This window comes from Sphingomonas abaci (assembly GCF_014199625.1).
In the GTDB taxonomy this organism is placed as follows: domain Bacteria; phylum Pseudomonadota; class Alphaproteobacteria; order Sphingomonadales; family Sphingomonadaceae; genus Sphingomonas; species Sphingomonas abaci.
Genome location: NZ_JACHNY010000003.1, coordinates 26130 through 45782, shown reverse-complemented (window position 1 = coordinate 45782; position 19653 = coordinate 26130). Strand labels below are relative to the sequence as shown.

At 69.5% G+C, this 19653-nt stretch carries 16 protein-coding genes, 1 tRNA gene and 1 pseudogene; 13 read left to right on the top strand and 5 right to left on the bottom strand.

Translation table 11 applies throughout. The features are described 5' to 3' along the window. The first annotated feature begins 39 nt into the window (after positions 1–39). The gene (gene era / locus GGQ96_RS07855) at positions 40–936 is read left to right on the top strand and encodes a GTPase Era (protein WP_184113329.1); all 897 of its coding nucleotides are present in this window, start codon (positions 40–42) and stop codon (positions 934–936) included. Here the strand turns inward: era and GGQ96_RS07850 are convergent. After that, positions 903–1628 (bottom strand): NAD-dependent deacylase, encoded by a 726-nt coding sequence (locus tag GGQ96_RS07850; RefSeq protein ID WP_184114150.1) that lies wholly within the window; start codon positions 1626–1628, stop codon positions 903–905. The two genes, era and GGQ96_RS07850, sit on opposite strands and share 34 nt — an antisense overlap. A gap of 679 nt (positions 1629–2307) precedes the next feature. Between GGQ96_RS07850 and GGQ96_RS21835 the strand changes: the two are divergent. The 5 genes and pseudogenes from GGQ96_RS21835 to GGQ96_RS07825 all read left to right on the top strand — a co-directional run. Further along, positions 2308–2415, top strand: a pseudogene (locus GGQ96_RS21835) (PEPxxWA-CTERM sorting domain-containing protein); the annotation flags it as partial. A 173-nt stretch (positions 2416–2588) separates the two neighbouring features. Further along, a complete protein-coding gene (gene dapB / locus GGQ96_RS07840; RefSeq protein ID WP_184113327.1) occupies positions 2589–3317 on the top strand; it encodes a 4-hydroxy-tetrahydrodipicolinate reductase in 729 nt (242 codons plus the stop codon). Between the two features lie 2 nt (positions 3318–3319). Beyond that, positions 3320–3982, top strand: coding sequence for an endonuclease III (nth, locus tag GGQ96_RS07835; RefSeq protein ID WP_184113326.1), 663 nt, complete (start codon positions 3320–3322; stop codon positions 3980–3982). Positions 3983–3998: 16 nt separating this feature from the next. Next, complete coding sequence (locus GGQ96_RS07830) at positions 3999–4409, top strand: hypothetical protein (protein ID WP_184113325.1); 411 nt, start codon at positions 3999–4001, stop codon at positions 4407–4409. 42 nt (positions 4410–4451) lie between these two features. Next, positions 4452–4528: transfer RNA gene (locus GGQ96_RS07825), tRNA-Arg, on the top strand. A gap of 421 nt (positions 4529–4949) precedes the next feature. Here the strand turns inward: GGQ96_RS07825 and GGQ96_RS07820 are convergent. Next, positions 4950–5594 (bottom strand): ZIP family metal transporter, encoded by a 645-nt coding sequence (locus GGQ96_RS07820; protein ID WP_246360330.1) that lies wholly within the window; start codon positions 5592–5594, stop codon positions 4950–4952. A gap of 449 nt (positions 5595–6043) precedes the next feature. On the opposite strand from GGQ96_RS07820, the gene GGQ96_RS07815 reads away from it, so the two are divergent. Further along, positions 6044–6550 carry an FxDxF family PEP-CTERM protein gene (locus tag GGQ96_RS07815; protein WP_246360329.1) on the top strand — a complete coding sequence of 169 codons (507 nt, stop codon included), beginning with the start codon at positions 6044–6046 and terminating at the stop codon, positions 6548–6550. A gap of 87 nt (positions 6551–6637) precedes the next feature. Here the strand turns inward: GGQ96_RS07815 and GGQ96_RS07810 are convergent, their stop codons facing one another. From GGQ96_RS07810 to GGQ96_RS07800, 3 genes are all read right to left on the bottom strand, one after another. Beyond that, the gene (locus GGQ96_RS07810) at positions 6638–7291 is read right to left on the bottom strand and encodes a glutathione S-transferase family protein (protein ID WP_184113323.1); all 654 of its coding nucleotides are present in this window, start codon (positions 7289–7291) and stop codon (positions 6638–6640) included. Between the two features lie 316 nt (positions 7292–7607). Continuing rightward, entirely contained in the window at positions 7608–8897 is a 1290-nt protein-coding gene (locus GGQ96_RS07805; protein ID WP_184113322.1) for an adenylosuccinate synthase, read from the bottom strand. Between the two features lie 64 nt (positions 8898–8961). Then, positions 8962–10014 (bottom strand): glycosyltransferase family 4 protein, encoded by a 1053-nt coding sequence (locus GGQ96_RS07800; protein ID WP_184113320.1) that lies wholly within the window; start codon positions 10012–10014, stop codon positions 8962–8964. A 314-nt stretch (positions 10015–10328) separates the two neighbouring features. Here GGQ96_RS07800 and GGQ96_RS21375 point away from each other — a divergent pair, with 314 nt between their 5' ends. The 6 genes from GGQ96_RS21375 (at position 10329) to GGQ96_RS07770 (ending at position 19609) form a co-directional block, all read left to right on the top strand. Then, a complete protein-coding gene (locus GGQ96_RS21375) occupies positions 10329–11411 on the top strand; it encodes a trypsin-like serine protease (RefSeq protein ID WP_184113318.1) in 1083 nt (360 codons plus the stop codon). 136 nt (positions 11412–11547) lie between these two features. Continuing rightward, positions 11548–13380, top strand: coding sequence for a sensor histidine kinase (locus GGQ96_RS07790; protein WP_246360328.1), 1833 nt, complete (start codon positions 11548–11550; stop codon positions 13378–13380). Further along, complete coding sequence (locus tag GGQ96_RS07785) at positions 13377–14696, top strand: sigma-54-dependent transcriptional regulator (protein ID WP_184113315.1); 1320 nt, start codon at positions 13377–13379, stop codon at positions 14694–14696. Before GGQ96_RS07790 ends, GGQ96_RS07785 begins: the two co-directional genes overlap by 4 nt. A 335-nt stretch (positions 14697–15031) precedes the next feature. Next, positions 15032–16363, top strand: coding sequence for a dicarboxylate/amino acid:cation symporter (locus GGQ96_RS07780; protein WP_184114146.1), 1332 nt, complete (start codon positions 15032–15034; stop codon positions 16361–16363). Positions 16364–16428: 65 nt separating this feature from the next. After that, positions 16429–17970, top strand: a complete 1542-nt coding sequence (locus tag GGQ96_RS07775) for an alginate export family protein (RefSeq protein ID WP_184113313.1) — start codon at positions 16429–16431, stop codon at positions 17968–17970. Further along, positions 17915–19609, top strand: coding sequence for an NAD-dependent malic enzyme (locus tag GGQ96_RS07770; protein ID WP_184113311.1), 1695 nt, complete (start codon positions 17915–17917; stop codon positions 19607–19609). The genes GGQ96_RS07775 and GGQ96_RS07770 overlap by 56 nt, the downstream gene beginning before the upstream one ends. Positions 19610–19653: the final 44 nt, after the last annotated feature.

Here is a 19653-nt window from a genome sequence, read left to right as displayed (position 1 = left end):
GGCTTGCCCCGCCCCCCGTCCCGCCTCTACGCCACGCGCATGAGCGAACAACGTTGCGGCCTCGTCGCCGTCCTCGGCGCGCCCAATGCGGGCAAGTCCACTCTGGTCAATGCCCTGGTCGGGCAGAAGGTGGCGATCGTCAGCCCCAAGGCGCAGACGACGCGCGCGCGCCTGATGGGCGTCGCGATCGAGGAGGACGCGCAGCTTCTCCTGGTCGACACGCCCGGCATCTTCGAGCCGCAGCGCCGGCTGGACCGGGCGATGGTCGCCGCCGCCTGGGGCGGGACCGAGGGGGCCGACGTGCTGGCGCTGGTCGTCGACGCCAAGGGCGGCCTGGGCAGCAAGGTGACCGACATCGCCGAATCCCTGCGCGACCGGCCCGAGCCCAAGCACCTGATCCTCAACAAGGTCGATCTCGCCGACAAGGCCAAGCTCTTGATCCATGCCGAGCGGCTGAACGCGCTGCTGCCCTTTGCTGAGACCTGGTTCGTCTCTGCCCAGACCGGCGACGGTCTGCCCGAGCTGAAGCGGGCGCTGGCCCGGGCGATGCCGGTCGGCCCCTGGCACTATCCGGAGGACCAGGTGTCCGACGCCACCGAGCGGGCGATGGCCGCCGAGGTGACGCGCGAACAGCTTTATCTCCAGCTCCACGCCGAGCTGCCCTATGCCAGCGCGATCGAGACCGAGGCGTTCAAGGAGCGCGAGGACGGGTCGGTCGAGATCCACCAGCAGATCCTGGTCGAGCGCCCGACCCAGCGCGCGATCGTGCTGGGCAAGGGGGGCAGCCGCATCCGCGAGATCGGCGCCCGCGCGCGCACCGAACTGGCTGTGCTGCTCGACCGGCCGGTGCATCTCTACCTTCACGTCAAGGTCCGGCCCGGCTGGGACGAGGACCGGACGCTCTATCGCGACATCGGGCTTGACTGGGTCGACTGAAGCAGCGAATCGACCCATTCGGGCACCAGCCGGCTGGCGGGGCCGAGCCGCGTCTCGTCAAACCGGTCGCTGCCGGCGGAGGGCTCCAGGTTGAGCTCCAACGTGCGCGCGCCATAGGCGGCGGCCAGCGCGACGAACCCCGCCGCCGGATAGACCGCCCCCGACGTGCCGATCGACACGAACAGGTCGCAGGCGGCCAGCGCCGCCTCGATCCGCTCCATTTCGTACGGATATTCGCCGAAGAAAACGATGTCGGGCCGTAGCGCGGCCGCACCACAGGCATCGCAGCGACTGCCCGGCGGCAGCGGCCCGGCATGGGGCGCCCGCGCCCCGCAGGCGGCGCACAGCGCGGACGTCAGCGCGCCGTGCATATGCAGCAGACGACGCGTTCCGGCCCGCTCGTGCAGGTCGTCGACATTCTGCGTGACGATCAGCACGTCGCCCGGCCATGCCCGGTCCAGCCGCGCCAGCGACTCATGGGCCGGATTGGGCCGGACGTCGGGCAGCGCCGCGCGGCGCCCGTCGTAGAAGCGATGCACCAGCGCCGGATCGGCCGTCAAAGCTTGGGGCGTGCACACATCCTCGACGCGGTGCCCCTCCCAAAGGCCGCCCGGCCCACGAAAGGTGGCGATTCCCGATTCGGCCGAAATCCCCGCGCCGGTCAGGACGACGATCGCGCCATGCTGGTCCATGACGTCAGGATAGAGGCGGCGAGCGGCGCTGGCCAGACCGACGCCTTTGCCGGTCCGCCCGTGGAATCCGGCCAATACGGGCGATGGAGGAAATTAGGTTAGATGCCTAACATCATGATTCACCTATGATTATTGTAGACTCAGACGACAAGTCCCATTTCAGGACATTATTAACCTAGGCTGTCTGTTGATAGGTTCTGACCGATAGATCAAAGGCGAACTCAAGTAATCGTCATACACGGAGGCCTAAATGAAGATCATCAAGACCCTGCTCGCCGGCACCGCCGCTCTGACTGTTTTGGCCGCCGCTCCCGCTTCGGCCGCCATTCTGAACTTCAAGATCACGGACAATTCGGGCTTGGTCGACTCCTTCGACCTGGATTCGGACGCCGGCATCCAGAACAGCATCGCCAACTATGTCTTCTTCACCATCTCCAACAGCCTGAACGGCAACAATGCCGCGTATTTCGGCAATGCCGATGCCGGCTTCGGCGCCTATAACTTCGGCGTCGGCCTCAAGCGTGACGGCCAGGACTCGGTCGAGCCGTGGTTCGACGACCAGTTCACCGCCGCCCAGCCGCTCTACACCGGCGGCCTGAAGCTGAACATCACCGATGCCGACCTGGCGACCCCCGGCGGCTACGTCCTGCCGACTGTGAACGGCGCGACCGTCACCATTTCGGCGGTGCCCGAGCCTGCGACCTGGGCGCTGATGCTGCTCGGCTTCGGCATGGTCGCCGGTGCGGCGCGCTATCGCCGCCGCAACACGGCCGTCCGCTTCGCCTGAAGCCGGGCGGGGCGGCGGGACCATCGCCCCCGCCCCGGCCATGTCGCAACGCCGTCGGTCGCGAGGCCGGCGGCGTTGCCGCGTTGCCGGCCCTGGCGATTTGCGGTTCCGGCCGGCTGCGCTTCGTGCGAAGGGGAGCCCATGCCGCACTCCCAGCACCAGACCCCGCTCGCATGACCGCCATCGGCATCTATGGCAGCGCCGGCCGGATGGGCCGCGCCATCGCCGACGCGCTGGTCGAGGCCGGCGCTCGGCTGGCCGGCGGATCGGAGGCGAAGGACGATCCGGCGATTGTGGCGCGCGCCGCCGACGTGCTGGTCGATTTTTCCACGCCTTCCGCGCTGGAGTCGCATCTCGACGCGGCGATCGCGGCGGGCACGCCGATCGTGATCGGCACCACCGGCCTGTCGCCCGCGCACCATGCCGCAATCGACGCCGCCGCGACCCGCATCGCCATCCTCCAGACCGGCAACACCTCACTGGGCGTCACGCTGCTGGCGATGCTGGTGCAGGAGGCCGCCAGCCGGCTCGGGCCCGACTGGGACATCGAAATCGTCGAGATGCACCACCGCCACAAGGTCGACGCCCCTTCCGGCACCGCGCTGCTGCTCGGCGAGGCCGCGGCGGCGGGGCGCGGCTCGACCTTGTCCGAACTGCGCGTCGACAGCCGCGTCGGCCTGACCGGCGCGCGCAGCGAGGGCACGATCGGCCTGGCGGCGCTGCGCGGCGGATCGGTGGTCGGCGACCACAGCGTGATCCTGGCGACCGAGGGCGAACGGATCGAGCTCAGCCATCTGGCGCAGGACCGCAGCATCTTCGCGCGCGGCGCGGTGAAGGCGGCGCTGTGGCTCGCCGGGCAGCCCGCCGGCCGCTATCGCATGGGCGACGTGCTGGGCCTCTGACCGTGAAGCGCGCTGCCGTCGTCGATTTCTATCACCGGCTGGCGGAGGCCGATCCGCATCCGGTCACCGAGCTGGAATATCGCAACCCCTTCACGCTGGTCGTCGCGGTGGCGCTGTCGGCACAGGCGACCGACGTATCGGTCAACAAGGCGACCCGCGCACTGTTCGAGACCGTCGACACGCCGGAGGCGATGGTGGCGCTGGGCGAGGAGGGGCTGAAGGCGCACATCAAGACGATCGGCCTGTACAATGCCAAGGCCAAGAACGTGATCGCGCTGTCGCAGATGCTGATCGACGACTTCGGCAGCCAGGTGCCCGCCACCCGCGAGGCGCTGGAGCGGCTGCCCGGCGTCGGGCGCAAGACCGCCAATGTCGTGCTCAACGTGGCGTTCGGCGCGGAGACCTTCGCGGTCGACACGCATATCTTCCGCGTCTGCAACCGCACCGGCCTCGCCCCCGGCAAGACGCCGCTGGCGGTTGAGCTGAAGCTCGACAAGGCCACCCCCGCCCCGTTCCGCCAGCACGCGCATCACTGGCTGATCCTGCACGGCCGCTATGTGTGCAAGGCGCGGCGGCCCGAATGCTGGCGCTGCATCGTCGCCGATCTCTGCGCGTTCAAGCCCAAGACCCCGCCGCCCGCCGCCCCGGCGCGCGCGGCGGCCTGACGGAGGCGATGCGACGATGCGATCCTGGCTGCTGCTTCCCCTGATGCTAACGGTCGCGCCACCGATCGCCGCCACTCCGGATCGCGACCATGGGCGGGACCATGGCACCCCGCCCCCGGCCGAACCGGCGGGCGCGGCGGTGGACTGCATCCCGGCCAACCTCATCCGCGAAAGCCAGGTGCGCAGCGACCGGGTGATCGATTTTCTGATGCGCGACCGCCGCGTCTTCCGCACCACCTTGGCGCAGGGCTGTCCCGGCCTGGGGTACGAGCGGCGGATCAGCTATCGCCCGATCGGCAACCGGCTCTGCTCGACCGATATCCTGACGGTCGTCACCACCGCGCCGATCCAGACCGGCGCCGCCTGCGGCCTCGCCCCCTTCCAGCCCGTCACCCTCGCGCCAACGCGTCGATTCCCTGCACGTTAGGGCTGGCGCTCCGCCAAAGGCTTTGCTAGGCGAGCCCTCCAGGCACCCGTAGCTCAGCTGGATAGAGCGCTGCCCTCCGAAGGCAGAGGCCACAGGTTCGAATCCTGTCGGGTGCGCCATTTCCATTCAGTTTTGGCCCCTGCAGCACCCGGCATCTGGGATGCCATGATCGCGGGCGTGACTCGCCGATCGCCGGCATCGAACGGCCGTTCAAGGACGGCGATGCCGGAACGCATCGCACGGTCCCAGATCGCGATCATGATCGCGGACGATGACGCCTCTATGCCGTCGATCGTCGGCGCGGCGAATGGCACGTCAATTTACCAGGGCCGGCGGCGGAAGCGCCGTGAGGATCGAACGGCAGGATCCTCCCCGCCTGCGCGTCCCGTTCCCGCCACCGACTAGGCGATCGACTTCGCGGGCGGGCACGACGACAGGCTCGGTGGAGTGACGCCCCGGCCGCCATGGCGAGCGGGACGCGGCCTTCCCGTCCGCCATGACGCGCGGGTGCTTCGCCACCGGCGCAAATGCCGCCCCCGTTCAGCCGCTCTTCGTCAGGACGAACGCCAGCAGGAAGCCGACAACGGCGATCAGGCCGGAATAGTCATGCGTGGCTTCGGTCGCCTCGGGGATCATCGTGTCGACCAGCATGGCGAGGATCGCGCCGGCTGCGACGGCGGTGACCCCGGCGATCAGGTCCGGGCTGCTGCCCGCCAGCGCCACGTTGCCGATCATGGCGGCGATGGCGGAGGCGATGGCGATGCCACCCCAGACGCCGAACACATAGCCGGGCGAGCGACCGGCCGCCTTCATGCCGGCGGCGCTGGACAGCCCCTCCGGCACGTTCGACAGGAATACGGCCGCCACCGTCACCGCGCTGACGCCGCCACCGCTGAGCAGGCTGACGCCGATGACCACCGACTCTGGAATGCCATCGAGGAGTGCGCCGATCGCGATGGCCGCACCGGAGTCGCCCTGCGCGTCGGGCTGGCGTTCGGCAGGGTTGGAGCCCGACCGCTTGCGATGCCGGGCGCCGCGCCTGGAGACGACGATGTTGGCGGCGGTATAGGCGATCGCTCCACCAAGGAAGCCGATCGCCGTGGCATCGAAGCCGCCCTGGTGGAACGCCTCGTCCATCAGGTCGAACGCAACGGCGGAGATCAGCACGCCCGCGCCGATCGCCATCACCGACGCGATAAGGCGTTGGGGCAGAGTCGCGAACCATGCGACGCATGCGCCAAGGACCAATGCCGATCCTCCGATTAAGCCCCAGAAGCCTGCGGCCCACATCCCCGTCATGGCGCATCCCTTGTCGTTCCACGCGGCGAACGCCGGCCTCCCGCGAAGGCTCCGGCCTGCCTAACCGCTTGTGCCGACAGGCCATTGTTACCGCGAACCGGTGGCGGGGGCCGTCGCGTCATTCGCCAGGGGGGGGGCTGACGGCGCGCAATCCCGGCATCGCTCACCCTGTGGGCCCGAGCGGCAGCGGGGGACTAGGTTAAATCGCATTAACCTACGGTTAATTACGAAAATCTTCCTTGGTTATCAGAGCGTTTGCGCTCACAGGCCCGATGGCAATTTTGCCAGCAGGGGCATCTGAAATGAAAACGGTTCTACTCGCCGCAGGGATTGCGATGAGCGGCTTTATTGCCGCCTCGTCGGCGCAAGCGGCAACCTTCCCGGTGGGCAGCGCAAATTTCAAAGCCTCTGCCGGGCCGAATGGCACCTTTGCCGGCGCCTTTTTCAACACCGGCATTGCCGCAGGTGAATTTACCGACACCTTCACCTTCACGCTGCCTGCCGACGGCTTTGGCAGCGGCACCGTGACGACGAGCGCAAACTTCTTGGGCAACGCAAACGATCTCGACTTTACTTCGGTCCTGATCAATGGCGTGGCCGCCCAGTTGTTTGTTGCGGGTGGCGGCGTGTTCGAATCGGCGTTCCAGAACCTCATCCCCATCACCGCCGGGCAGCTCAACACGATCACCGTCACCGGGTTCTCACGTGGCAACGGCGCCTATGGTGGCCAGGCCAGCTTCGAGCCGTCGGCGATCCCCGAACCGGCTAGCTGGGCGCTGATGCTCGCCGGCTTCGCGATGACCGGCTACGCGCTGCGGCGGCGTCGAGTCGCGTTCGCCTGACCGACCGGGGCCGGCCATGGCCGGCCCCTGTTCCAGACGATCCCGCCCAGGCATCAAGCCGGTATCGGCGAACGCCCGATGGCCGGATCACGTCGTCGCGGGCAGGACCAGACCCTCGCGCTCAAAGGCTCGCTGCACGGCGGGCCGTCGCGCCATGCGCTGCGCATGCGCGGTCCAGCCCGGACACTGCTTCGCCATGTCGAAGCCGAGCACCGAGCCGCCGCCCCAGGTCCAGAACACCAGCAGATAGGGGTCCGCGACGCTATATCGGTCGCCAATGGCCCAAGGCCCGTCGCCCAGGCGGGCGTCGACCGCCTGCCATAGATCGCGACACGTCTGCAGCCCCTTCGCGCGCACCTCCGCCAGGCCGGCATCGCTCTGGGCATAGCGTTCCGCACGGCGGACATGGGCATAGGCGACATGGACGGTGGAGGCGATCCAGCCGAGCCATTCCACCACCCGCGCCTGGTCGCGCAGATGCTCCGGCCACAGCCCGGCATCGGGATGCGACCGGGCGATGAACTGGAGGATGGCGGGATTCTCCGTCAGCACCCAGTCCCCGACCGCCAAAGCTGGCACCCGCCCCTTGGGATTGATGCGGAGATAGTCGGAGCCGCGCTGCTCGCCCGACGCCATGTCGATGCGGACCGGCTCGAACGGCGCGCCGGTCTCCTCCAGCGCGATATGCGGCGCCAGCGAGCAGGCGCCGTTGCTGTAGAATAATCGGAATGGCGTCGGCATGGCGGCTCCCCGTCGGCGGATATCGACGTCGCCCCTGTTACCGGTCGGCCGCGCCGCGGGAAACCCCGATGGCCTGGGACGGTGGTGCGGCCGGGCCATGCCCGCCTGGCCCATACGGGCGACAACCGCATCTCTCCACCTGGGGGGGGCAGGACGGGCTGGCCGAGGAAAAGGCCGATCGGCCGATGCGCGCCGGGTCCAGCGGCACGGGGTAGATCGCCACCAGCTTCCGCGGGCCGTGCGACCGCCGTAGAGGCGCAAGGCCCCGTCGGCGGTCATCACCCTTGACGCGCGGCCATATCGCCGCGCCATGCGATCAGTCCGCGAAAGGATCGCGAACCAGGATCGTGTCGAGCCGTTCCGGGCTGGTCGACACCAGCGCGACCGGGCAGCGGATCAGCTCCTCGATGCGGCGGATATATTTGATCGCCTGCGCCGGCAGGTCAGCCCAGCTGCGCGCGCCCGCGGTCGATTCGCTCCAGCCTTCCATCGTCTCATAGACCGGCTCGACCAGCGCCTGGTCGGCGGCATGCGACGGGAAATAGTCCAGCACCTCACCGCGCAGCCGGTAACCGGTGCAGATCTTCACTTCCTCGAAGCCGTCGAGCACGTCGATCTTGGTCAGCGCGATGCCGGTGATGCCGCCCACCGCCGCCGACTGGCGCACCAGCACCGAGTCGAACCAGCCGCAGCGCCGCTTGCGTCCGGTGACGGTGCCGAACTCATGGCCGCGCGTGCCCAGCCGCTCGCCCGTCTCGTTCTCCAGCTCGGTTGGAAACGGGCCGGAGCCGACGCGGGTCGTATACGCCTTGGCGATGCCCAGCACGAAGCCGACCGCCGACGGGCCCAGGCCCGAACCGCCCGCCGCCGCGCCGGCGATGGTGTTGGACGAGGTGACGAACGGATAGGTGCCGTGGTCGACGTCGAGCAGCACGCCCTGCGCGCCCTCGAACAAGATGCGCTTGCCGTTGCTGCGCGCCTCGTTCAGGTCGCGCCAAACCGGCTTGGCGAAGGGCAGGACGAAGCCCGCGATCGCCTCCAGCTCGGCGACCAGCGCGGCGCGGTCGATCGGGCCGACGCCGAAGCCGGCGCGCAGCGCGTCGTGATGCGCCAGCAGCCGGTCGAGCTGCGGCTCCAGCGCGCCCAGATGCGCCAGGTCGCACACGCGAATCGCGCGGCGGCCGACCTTATCCTCATAGGCCGGGCCGATCCCGCGCCGCGTCGTGCCGATCTTGCCGGCGCCGCTGGCATCCTCGCGCAACCCGTCCAGGTCGCGGTGGAAGGGCAGGATCAGCGGGCAGGTGTCGGCGATGCGCAGCGTGTCGGGCGTGGCGACCACCCCCTGTTCGCCCAGCCGTTCGATCTCCGCCTTCAACGCCCAGGGGTCCAGCACCACGCCGTTGCCGATCACCGACGGCGTGCCGCGCACCAGGCCGGATGGGAGGAGCGACAATTTATAGGTCTTGTCGCCCACCACCAGCGTGTGCCCGGCATTGTGTCCGCCCTGGAATCGCACGACCATGTCGGCTCGGCTTGCCAGCCAGTCGACGATCTTGCCCTTGCCCTCGTCGCCCCATTGCGCGCCGATGACCGCTACGTTCGCCACAGTTCTTCCTTCGCTGTCCGCGCGCCGCTTAAGGGCGCGGAGGCTCCGGGTCCATGCCGAATCGTCAGGCGAGCGCCGGAACCATGGTCGCGGGCCATCGCTCGACCGGGATCGGGGCCAGCGCGGACAGGAACTGCCGGGCGCTGGCGGCCCAGGTAAATCCCTGGCCATAAACGGCACAGGCACCGCGATCGCACGGCAGGGCCACGGCGATCGCGCGGTCCAGATCGTCGTGCATTCCTCCCACACCCGGCACCAGCACATCGACCGGCCCCGTCACCGGAAAGGCGGCGACGGGCGTACCGCAGGCCAGCGCCTCGACCATCACCAGCCCGAACGTGTCGGTCAGACTGGGAAAGACCAGCACGTCGGCGGCGCGATAGGCGGCTGCCAGCGCCGCGCCATGGCGCGCGCCCAGGAAATGCGCGTCCGGGAACCGCCGCGCGAGCCCGGCGCGGGCCGGCCCGTCACCGACCACGACCCGCACCCCCGGATGGCGTCCGGACAGGAAGGCGGCGATGTTCTTCTCCACCGCGACGCGTCCGACATAGAGTAGCACGGGCCGCCCCTCGCCGCCCAGCGACCGGATCGATGCGTCGACCGGCCCGATCGCGTCGAACTGGTCCAGGTCGACGCCCCGCCCCCAGCGCCGCACCCGGGTCAGGCCGCGGTCGGCCAGCACCCCCTCGACGCTGGCCGTCGCGGCCAGGATCGCGTGCGCTGGCGCGTGGAAGCGGCGGATGACCGACCAGATCCGCTCGGCGCTGAGCGGCGTGCGCGCGGCGACATATTCGGGAAAGCGGGTGTGATAGGCGGTGGTGAAGGGGAGTCCTTGCCGCCGGCACCAGGCGCGCGCCGCCCAGCCCAGCGGCCCTTCGGTGGCGATATGCACCGCCTCCGGCGCGAAACCGGCGATCATCCGGCCGACCCGGCGCGCGCCCGCCAGCGCCAGCCGGATCTCGGCATAGCCCGGACAGGGCAGCGACAGGAAGCGATCGGGCGACACCACCAGCACCTGATGGCCCATCGCCTCCAGCTGCGCCCGCGTCGCGCCCAACGTGCGGACCACCCCGTTGACCTGTGGCGTCCAGGCATCGGTGACGATCGCGATCCGCATGCATGCATCCCCTGTCTCGTATCGGGACGCGGTAGCCGCTGCGGATGACGCCCATGTCTCACCGCGATGACGCTTCGATGGCAGCGACGCATTTGCTCAATAAGTTGAAATTTCGATGTAAATTTATCCTCAGCTACAATTGGCGGAGAGCTCGATTCCGGCCGCCGATGCCAATCAATGAAAATTCGTTCATCGTGAATGATGGATGAACCAGCATCTTGCTAAGCGTCTTCCATCCGGACAGATTTGCTTCCGGGACGCACGCGAGATCGCGGCAGGCCCATGGGACATGCTGACCAGGACAAGGGGGAATGATGACGAAGACGTGGACGATGCTCGCTGCGGCGACGCTGGCGCTGGTGGCTGGCGCGATGCCCGCGCAGGCCGCCATTTCCCTGGCCGGCCAGGCCGTGCCGGTGATGACCTACACCACGGTCGACCAAGTCGCCAAGGGACTGACTGGCGGCTCCTATACCGGCGTCGGCTCGCTGTTCGTCAGCTATGAGTCGACCGCTACGACCGGCTTCGGCTCGCTGTGCACCGGCGCGCTGGTGTCGAGCGGTGCGGTGCTGACCGCAGGTCACTGCCTGGCCGACGAAACGGTCAACGGCAAGCTCGACAAGGTGACCTCGGTCACCTTCTATCTCCCTTCGCGCGGGGAACGGACCGTCGACAACACCTTCACGGCGGTCGCCGGCTCGTGGAAGGTGCACGAGGGCTACGACTCCGACAACATCGGCGCAGGGAACGATATCGCGATGTTCGCGCTGTCGCGCGAGGCGACCGGCCATGATGTCTACGGCATATACGAAGGCGATCCGCTGCAGGCCTATACGCGGGTCGGCACGGGCACTGTCGGAGGCCCCGCCGGGACGGGCACGGGCGGCGTCGCCAATGACTATAAGCAGCGCGAAGGCAACAACCTCTACGAATATTATGGCGACGACATCTTCACCGACGTCAGTCACAACGTCCTGCTGTCCGACTTCGACGACGGCACCGCCACGCACGACGTGTTCGGGCGCGGCATGGGCAAGCGGCAGACCGGTGTCGCCAACGAGAGCGGTTCGTCGCCGGGTGATTCGGGCGGTCCGATCTTCATCGACGGCAAGATCGTCGGCATCACCTCGTTCGGCGCGACCGGCGCGGTGTTCGGCGGCGGCTGCGGCGGGGCGGACAGCATCGACCCCTATGCCAGTGCCCAGGGCCGCTGCACCAACTCCTCGGTCGGCGAGATCATGGGCGACACCTGGGTGAAGCCCTATACCGGCTTCATCAACAGCTATCTCGCCAGCGTGGTGCCTGAGCCGTCGAGCTGGGTGATGATGCTGAGCGGCTTCGGCCTGATGGGGATCGGCCTGCGCCGTCGCAGCCGCCGGGCGACCATCGCGGCCTGAACGGCCGACAGGGCGACCAGTTGCGCCGTCGGGGCGGGGGAGCAATCCCCCGCCCCGTTCGCATACGGGGTCGGCGCCTCCAGCCATGGCGGTCGAGCCGCCGACGACAGGCCCGGGCGGCCCATGGGGGATTCGCTTGCCAAGCCACCCGGCCTTGCGGCACTCCGCTGGGGTGTCTGCCCCCGCCAGCCCGTTCGCCAGCCCCGCCGCGCGCCGCGCGATCGTTGCGGTGCTGCTGGTCGTGGCGGCGACGATCGTCTTCGCGCTGATCGCCGGCCGCTACGCCCGCGATCAAGCGCGGGCGACGCTGGCGGTCGAGGTGGAGCGCACCGCACGCCAGCAACTGCGGCTGCTGGACAGCGAATTGCGCAAATTCCGCCTGCTGCCGATCGTGCTGCGCGAGTTCGCCGAGCTGCGCCCGGCACTCACCTCGGGGGGCGGCGCGGCGGCGACACGGCTCGACGGCAAGCTGAAGCTGCTCGCTGAGCGGACCGGCGCGCCGGTCATCTACCTGATCGATCGCAACGGCCTGGCGGTGGCCGCCTCCAATGCCGCCGAGCCGGACAGCTTCGCGGGACAGCGCTACGATTTCCGTCCCTATTTCCTGAAGGCCCGGCGCGACGGCGCGGCGGAATATTTCGCGATCGGCACCACCAGCCACCGGCCCGGCCTGTTCCTGGCGCGCCGGATCGGATCGCCCGCCCGTCCCGATGGCGTGATCGTGGTGAAGATGGAATTCGACGGGCTGGCGCGCGCCTGGCGCGGCGATGCCGGCAGCACGGTGTTGACCGATGCGACCGGCGTCTCGGTGGTGGCGAGCGACCCGGCCGACCGTTTCACCACCATGCGGCCGCTGACCCCCGCGGAGCGGCAGGTGATCCGCGCGGACCGGCAGTTCGCCGACCAGCCGCTGCCGCTGTCGCGCCTGCGCGAGGGCACGGCGCTGCGCACGGCGATGGCGAGCGCGACCCTGCCCGCCCCCTTGCCCGGCTGGCGCCTGCTGCATGTCGAGCCGCTCGCGCCCGCGCTGCGCTCGGCGGACGCCTGGTCGCATACCGCGACGCTGTCCTTCGCGCTGATCGCGGCAGGGCTGGCGGGCGCCTGGCTATGGCGCACCAGCCGGGGCGAGCGGACGGCGGCGCGGCGCGAGGCGTTGGAGGCTGAGATCGCCGAGCGCACCGTCGACCTGCGCCTCGCCAACGACCGGCTGCGCATCGAGATCGCCGAGCGGATGGCCGCCGACCAGCGGTTCCGCGCCGCGCGCGAGGAACTGGCTCAGGCCAACCGGCTCGGTTCACTCGGCCAGATCACCGCCGGCATCGCGCATGAGATCAACCAGCCGGTCGCGACGATCCGCACGCTGGCGGAGAATGGCCGCCTGTTCCTGGACCGCGCCCGGCCGGAGCGGACCGCCGAGAACCTGGCCACCATCGCCGCGCTGACCGAGCGGATCGGCAGCATCGTCAGCGAGATGCGCCGCTTCGCCCGGCGCGGCAGCCGCAGCCTGGGGCCGATCCCGCTGGCCGAGGTGATCGAGGGCACGATGCTGCTGGTCGGCGACCGGCTGCGCGCCGCCGGGATCGCGCTCGACCTGCCGGACCCGGACGACCTGCCGATGGTGGTGGCGGGCCGGGTGCGGCTGGAACAGGTGCTGGTCAACCTCCTGACCAACGCGGTCGACGCGCTCGCCGGCCATGCGGCCCCGCGCGTCGCGCTGATCGTGTCCGCCGGGCCGGACACCGTCGGGCTGACCGTCGCCGACAACGGCCCCGGCATCGCAGCAGATCGCGAATGCGAGATTTTCACCCCCTTCGTCACCGGTCGGCCCGACGGCCTGGGCCTGGGCCTGGGCATCGCGCGCGACATCGTGGTGGAGTTCGGCGGCACGCTCGACCTCGTCCCTTCGCCGCTGGGCGGGGCGGCCTTTCGCGTGATATTGCCCCGGGCTTGCGATAGTAGCGCCGCATGAGCGAGCTTCAGATCCTGCTGGTTGATGACGACGACGCGTTGCGCACCGCGCTGGTCCAGACGTTCGAACTGGCGGGGCTGGAGGTGGAGGCGCATCCCGATCCGCACAGCGCGCTGGCGCGGCTGAGTGCGGACTTTCCCGGCATCCTCGTCACCGACGTCCGGATGCCCGGCATGACCGGCACCGAGCTGTTCCAGCGCACCGCCGCGATCGACAGCGAGATTCCGGTGCTGCTGATGACCGGGCACGGCGATGTGGCGATGGCCGTGGCGATGCTGAAGGAGGGGGCGTTCGACTTCATCGCCAAGCCCTTCGCGCCCGAACGGCTGGTCGCCAGTGCCCATCGCGCGCTGGAGTTGCGCCGGCTGGTGCTGGAGAATCGCCGGCTGCGGCGACTGGCCGAGGATGCCGACCATGCCTCGCCGCTGATCGGCCAGTCGCCCGCGATCGATCGGCTGCGCGCCACCATTCGCCAGGTCGCGCCCGCCGAGGTGGATGTGCTGGTCGAGGGCGAGACCGGCACCGGCAAGGAACTGGTGGCGCGCCTGCTCCACCGCGCCAGCGCGCGACGGGCGCGGCCCTTCGTCGCGATCGACTGCGCCGCGCTGCCCGATGCGGTGGCGGAAGAGGAATTGTTCGGTTTGGGCGCGGTTGCCGGCCGGCGCGGGGCGGAAGGGCGGATCGTCGCCGCCGATCGCGGCACCCTGTTCCTGGACGAGATCGACAGCATGTCGCCCGCGTTGCAGGGCAGGCTGCTTCGCGTCGTCGAGGAGCGCGAGGTGCGCGGCGGCGGCGAGGGGCCGCGGGTCGTCGACCTGCGCATCGTCGCCGCCGCCAAGACCGACCTGACCGAAGCGGTGGCGGCCGGCCGGTTCCGCGCCGACCTGCTCTATCGCCTCGATGCGGTGCGGCTGCGCGTGCCTCCCTTGCGCGAACGCCGCGGCGACGTGCCGCTGCTGTTCGCGGCCTTCCTGCGCGAAGCGGCGGATCGGTTCGGCCGGCCGGTGCCGACGATCGACGCCGCCGTCAGCGCCCGGCTCGACACGCACGACTGGCCCGGCAATGTCCGCGAGCTGCGCAACTATGCGCAACGCGTCGCGCTGGGCCTGGCCGACCAGGGCGTCACCGCGCCGGAGCTGGAGCCGTTGCCGTTGCGGGTCGAGCGGTTCGAGGGCGACGTGATCCGGGGCGTGCTGGAGGAGGTGCAGGGCGACGTGCGCTCGGCGCTGGAGCGGCTCGGCATCCCACGCAAGACCTTCTACGACAAGGTCGCGCGCCACGGGCTGTCGCTCGATGCCTTCCGCCGGGTGGAGTAGCGGCGTCTGAGCCCACCCTTGCGGGGGCAGGGGCAGGCCACCGGCTGGACGGAAGGCGTCACCGCTCATGAGGTGCGCGCGATCCCCGGCGTGGAGACCGCGCCCCCTTCCCCGCCGGCGGAGGAGCGTCGCGCCCCGTGGCGAAAGCTCGCTCAACCTTTGCCCCGTCCTGTGCGGGATTTCACCCAGATCATCGCCCGCCCGGGCAGGAAGTGGCGGATTTCCGCGATTCCTGCTCCACATTGCATCCGTGTCCCGGAACGGAGATGCTGTCCCCCCACACCACCGCCCAAGCCGAATACGGCGGCGCGTTCGAGAGGATGAAAGGCTCGCCCATGCACTTCGCTGCCCAACCCGCCCTGCCACCGGCCGCCAAGCCCTGGTACGCGCATCTCTATGTCCAGGTGCTGATCGCGATCACCGCGGGCGTGCTGCTCGGCCATTTCTACCCGACCACCGGCGCCGCGCTGAAGCCGGTCGGCGATGCCTTCATCAAGCTGGTCAAGATGATCATCGCGCCGGTCATCTTCCTGACCATCGTCACCGGCATCGCCGGCATGCGCGACCTCGCCTCGGTCGGCCGGGTCGCGGGCAAGGCCTTCATCTATTTCCTGTTCTTCTCGACGCTGGCGCTGATCGTCGGTTTGGTCGTCGCCAATGTGGTGCAGCCGGGGGCGGGTCTGAACATCGATCCCGCCTCGCTCGACACCAGCAAGGTGACCGAATTCGCCGAAAAGGCGCATGAGACGACGATCACCGGCTTCCTGACCGGCATCATCCCCGACACCTTCCTGTCGGCGCTGACCGAGGGCAACATCCTGCAGGTGCTGTTCGTCGCGATCCTGTTCGGCATCGGCCTGGCGATGATCGGCGAGCGCGGCGAGCGCATCACCGCCGCGCTGGAGGAACTGTCGACCGCCGTGTTCAAGGTCGTCGCCATCGTCATGAAGGCCGCCCCGATCGGCGCGTTCGGCGCGATGGCCTTCACCATCGGCAAGTACGGCGTCGGCACGCTCGCCAACCTGGCGATGCTGGTCGGCACCTTCTACCTGACCGCGCTGCTGTTCGTCGTGGTGGTGCTGGGCGTGGTCGCGCGGCTGTGCGGCTTCTCGATCTTCCGCCTGATCTCCTATCTCAAGACCGAGCTGCTGCTGGTGCTGGGCACCTCCTCGTCGGAAAGCGCGCTGCCCGCCCTGATCGAGAAGATGGAGCGCGCCGGCTGCCCGAAGTCGGTGGTCGGGCTGGTGGTGCCAACCGGCTATTCCTTCAACCTGGACGGCACCAACATCTACATGACGCTGGCGGCGCTGTTCATCGCCCAGGCCTGCAATGTCGACCTGACGCTCGGCCAGCAGCTCCTGCTGCTGTCGGTGGCCATGCTGTCGTCCAAGGGCGCGGCGGGCGTGACCGGCGCGGGCTTCATCACCCTGGCGGCGACGCTGTCGATCGTGCCGACCGTGCCAGTCGCCGGCATGGCGCTGATCCTAGGCGTCGACCGGTTCATGAGCGAGTGCCGCAGCCTGACCAACTTCATCGGCAATGCCGTCGCGACGATCGTCGTGTCGCGGTGGGAGGGCGTGCTTGACCATGCGCAGCTCGATCGCGCTATGAAGGGAGAGAGCCTGCGCGTGGATCAGATGGGGGTCGGTGCCATCCCCGCCGAGTGATGCGGGCATGTGACATTCATGGGCGGCGCGTGCGCCGCCACCGACAGCCAGTGAAAGAAGCCCCAATGCCGATCGCAACGCGCCTCGCCCTCGCCACCGCCCCGCTCGCCCTGATCGCCGCCGTGCCGGCGCTGGCGGAATCCGCCCCCCCCACCCCGACCGCCTCCACCGCCCCCGCCCCCGCGCCGCAGGCGCTGGGTCCCAAGGAAGGCGGCAATCAGACCATCGCCTCGCCGGTCCAGGAGGCCTATCCGATCGAGGCGGTGGGCGACGGGGTGACCGCGGGCGGCTACAATCAATCGCGCTGGGTCGAGGACTGGACCCGTTATCGCGACCCCGCCAAGCGCGACGATCCGCTCGACCGGCTGAAGTTCATCCCCTTCGATGCGAACGGCAACATCTATCTGACGCTGTCGGGCGAGCTTCGCTTCCGGGTCAACGAGACGACCAACCCGAACCTGCGCGACGCGGAGGCGCAGCGCCAGGACATCACGCGCATCGTCGGCGGCGCCGACCTGCACCTGGGCCAGCATGTCCGCCTGTTCGGCGAACTGGCGCATGGCGGCCTCGCCGGGCGCAACCTGGGCACGATCACGCCGCAGATGCGCAACGACCTGGTCGTGCAACAGTCGTTCGTCGACGTGACCGGCACGGTCGCCCAAGCCGATGTCGGCATCCGTTATGGCCGCCAGACCTTCGCCGACGGCCCCAACCTGCTGGTGGTGCCGCGCGACAACAACACGATCTTCTTCGTCTATAACGGCACCCGCGCCTGGGCACGGGCCAAGTCGGTGCGCGTCGACCTGTTCGATTTCCGCACCACGCGGCTGGGCGTCGGCGGCACCGGCGACGACATCAGCGAGCGCGGCCGCCGCTTCTCCGGCATCTCGGGCGGGATCGTCCTGCCCAAGACGCTGTTCGGCGGGTCGAAGCTCTATCTCGACCCCTTCTTCTGGCGGCTGCGCAACGACAATGCCACCTGGGGCCCGCGCACCGCGCGTGAGGAGCGCTTCTTCTACGGCCTGCACACGCTGGGGGATATCGGCCCGGTCAATCTCGACTGGACGGTCAATTACCAGGGCGGCAACTATAACGGCCGCTCGATCGACGCCTGGCTGGTGCTGCTCGCCCAGAACTACCGCATCGGCAAGAGCAAGAGCGCGCCGCGCGTCGGCTTCCATTTCGACTATGCGAGCGGCGGCGGCGCCTATGGCACCGGCAAGCTGCGCAACGCGCTCGCGCCGTTCGGCAACAATATCTACTACAGCTACCAGCTCTACGCGACGCCAACCAATCTGATCGCCTTCGCGCCTACCTTCACCTTCAATCCCCTGGCCAAGCTGCGCGTGTCGGCCGAATATCAGCTGAGCTGGCGCGACACGGTGACCGATGCGGTCTACCGCGCCAATGGCACTGCCTTCGCCGGTACGCAGCTGGTCGCCGGGCGCAAGATCGCCGACACCGCGCGCTTGCAGGCGGTCTACACCGTGTCCCCGCGGGTCAGCCTGACCGGCCGCTACGAGCATCTGATGGCGGGCCCGGCGCTGACCAATGCCGGATACAAGAGCTCGGATTTCCTGGCAGGCTGGATCAGCCTGCGCTTTTGACGGAGACGATCCCATCGCCAGTTCGCACATCGCCGCCCGCGCGCTCCTTGCCGATCCGCTGACGAACAAGGGCACCGCCTTCACCCAGGCGGAGCGCGACGCCTTCGGCCTGCACGGCTTGTTGCCGCCGCATGTCGGCACGCTGGCCAGCCAGATCGAGCGACGCATGCGGGCGCTCGACCGGTTGCCGGACGCGTTCGCCCGCTATGCCTTCCTGCGCGAATTGCAGGACAGCAACGAAGTGCTCTTCCACGCGCTGGTGGCGAGCGACCTGCCGCGCTTCCTGCCCCTGGTCTACACGCCGACGGTCGGCGAGGGGTGCGAGCGGTTCAGCGAGATCTGGCGCAAGTCCCGGGGCCTGTTCCTATCCTGGCCCAATCGCGACCATATCGACCAGATCCTCGCCGACCCTGCGCTCGACCGGGTCAAGGTGATCGTGGTGTCGGACGGCGAGCGTATCCTGGGCCTGGGCGACCAGGGCGCGGGCGGCATGGGCATCCCGATCGGCAAGCTGGCGCTGTACACCGCCTGCGCCGGCATTCACCCGGCCGAGGTGCTGCCGATCCTGCTCGATGTCGGCACCGACAACGAAGCGCGGCGCGACGATCCGCTTTATGTCGGCTGGCGGCACGCGCGCGTGCGCGGCGCCGATTATGACGATTTCGTCGAGCAGTTCGTCGCGGCGGTCCAGGCGCGCTGGCCCAATGTCCTGCTGCAATGGGAGGATTTCGCCGGCACCAACGCCTATCGCCTGCTCGACCGGTATCGCGACCGGCTGTTGACCTTCAACGACGATATCCAGGGCACCGCCGCCACCGCGGTCGGCACGCTGCTGTCGGCGGTGCGGCGCACCGGCCGGCCGCTCACCGACCAGCGCGTCGTGCTGTACGGCGCGGGCGCGGCCGGCTGCGGCATCGCCGGGATGCTGGTGCGGCTGTTGGTCGCCGACGGCTTGACCGAGGCGGAGGCGCGTCAGCGGATCTGGGCGATCGACCGCAACGGGCTGGTGGTGCGCGGCATGGCGGACCTCAGCGACGGACAGGCGGCGCTGGCGCGCGATCCGGCCGAACTGGACGGCTGGTCGCCGCCCGGATCGATCAGCCTGGCGGAGACGGTCGAGCGGGTCGCGCCGGGCGTGCTGATCGGCGTGTCCGGCCAGCCGGGCGCCTTTTCGGAGGCGATCGTCCGGCGCATGGCGGCGGGGACGCGCCATCCGGTGATCTTCCCCCTGTCGAACCCGACGTCGCGATCCGAAGCCAATCCGGCCGATCTGCTCGCCTGGACCGACGGCCATGCGATCGTCGGCACCGGCAGTCCCTATCCGCACCTGTCCGGCACGCCCCAGGCGCTGGCGCAGGTGAACAACGTCTATATCTTTCCCGGCGTCGGCCTGGGCGCGCTGGCGGCCGGGGCGACCCGCGTGACCGAGACCATGTTCATGGCCGCCGCCCGCACGCTGGGCGGACTGGCCGGCCCTGGCGACGGACTGCTGCCGCCGATCGCCGCGCTGCGCGACGTCGCCTTGCAGGTCGCCAAGGCGGTGGCCGAACAGGCCCGCGCGGATGGCGTCGCCCCGCCCGCCCAGCCCGGCTGGGAGGACGCGCTGGCCTCTGCCATGTGGACGCCCGCCTATCCCTGATGCGTCGCGGCGGGCGGTGCTGCCACCGCCCGCCGCGACGACCG

Coding starts and splice junctions, on each gene's coding strand:
- GGQ96_RS07775 (WP_184113313.1), top strand. CDS start 16,429: ATGCCGATCGCAACGCGCCTCGCCCTCGCCACCGCCCCGCTCGCCCTG.
- GGQ96_RS21375 (WP_184113318.1), top strand. CDS start 10,329: ATGACGAAGACGTGGACGATGCTCGCTGCGGCGACGCTGGCGCTGGTG.
- GGQ96_RS07850 (WP_184114150.1), bottom strand. CDS start 1,628: ATGGACCAGCATGGCGCGATCGTCGTCCTGACCGGCGCGGGGATTTCG.
- GGQ96_RS07770 (WP_184113311.1), top strand. CDS start 17,915: ATGCCGGATACAAGAGCTCGGATTTCCTGGCAGGCTGGATCAGCCTGC.
- era (WP_184113329.1), top strand. CDS start 40: ATGAGCGAACAACGTTGCGGCCTCGTCGCCGTCCTCGGCGCGCCCAAT.
- GGQ96_RS07820 (WP_246360330.1), bottom strand. CDS start 5,594: ATGGCGATCGGCGCGGGCGTGCTGATCTCCGCCGTTGCGTTCGACCTG.
- GGQ96_RS07815 (WP_246360329.1), top strand. CDS start 6,044: ATGAGCGGCTTTATTGCCGCCTCGTCGGCGCAAGCGGCAACCTTCCCG.
- dapB (WP_184113327.1), top strand. CDS start 2,589: ATGACCGCCATCGGCATCTATGGCAGCGCCGGCCGGATGGGCCGCGCC.
- GGQ96_RS07780 (WP_184114146.1), top strand. CDS start 15,032: ATGCACTTCGCTGCCCAACCCGCCCTGCCACCGGCCGCCAAGCCCTGG.
- GGQ96_RS07830 (WP_184113325.1), top strand. CDS start 3,999: ATGCGATCCTGGCTGCTGCTTCCCCTGATGCTAACGGTCGCGCCACCG.
- GGQ96_RS07800 (WP_184113320.1), bottom strand. CDS start 10,014: ATGCGGATCGCGATCGTCACCGATGCCTGGACGCCACAGGTCAACGGG.
- GGQ96_RS07810 (WP_184113323.1), bottom strand. CDS start 7,291: ATGCCGACGCCATTCCGATTATTCTACAGCAACGGCGCCTGCTCGCTG.
- GGQ96_RS07785 (WP_184113315.1), top strand. CDS start 13,377: ATGAGCGAGCTTCAGATCCTGCTGGTTGATGACGACGACGCGTTGCGC.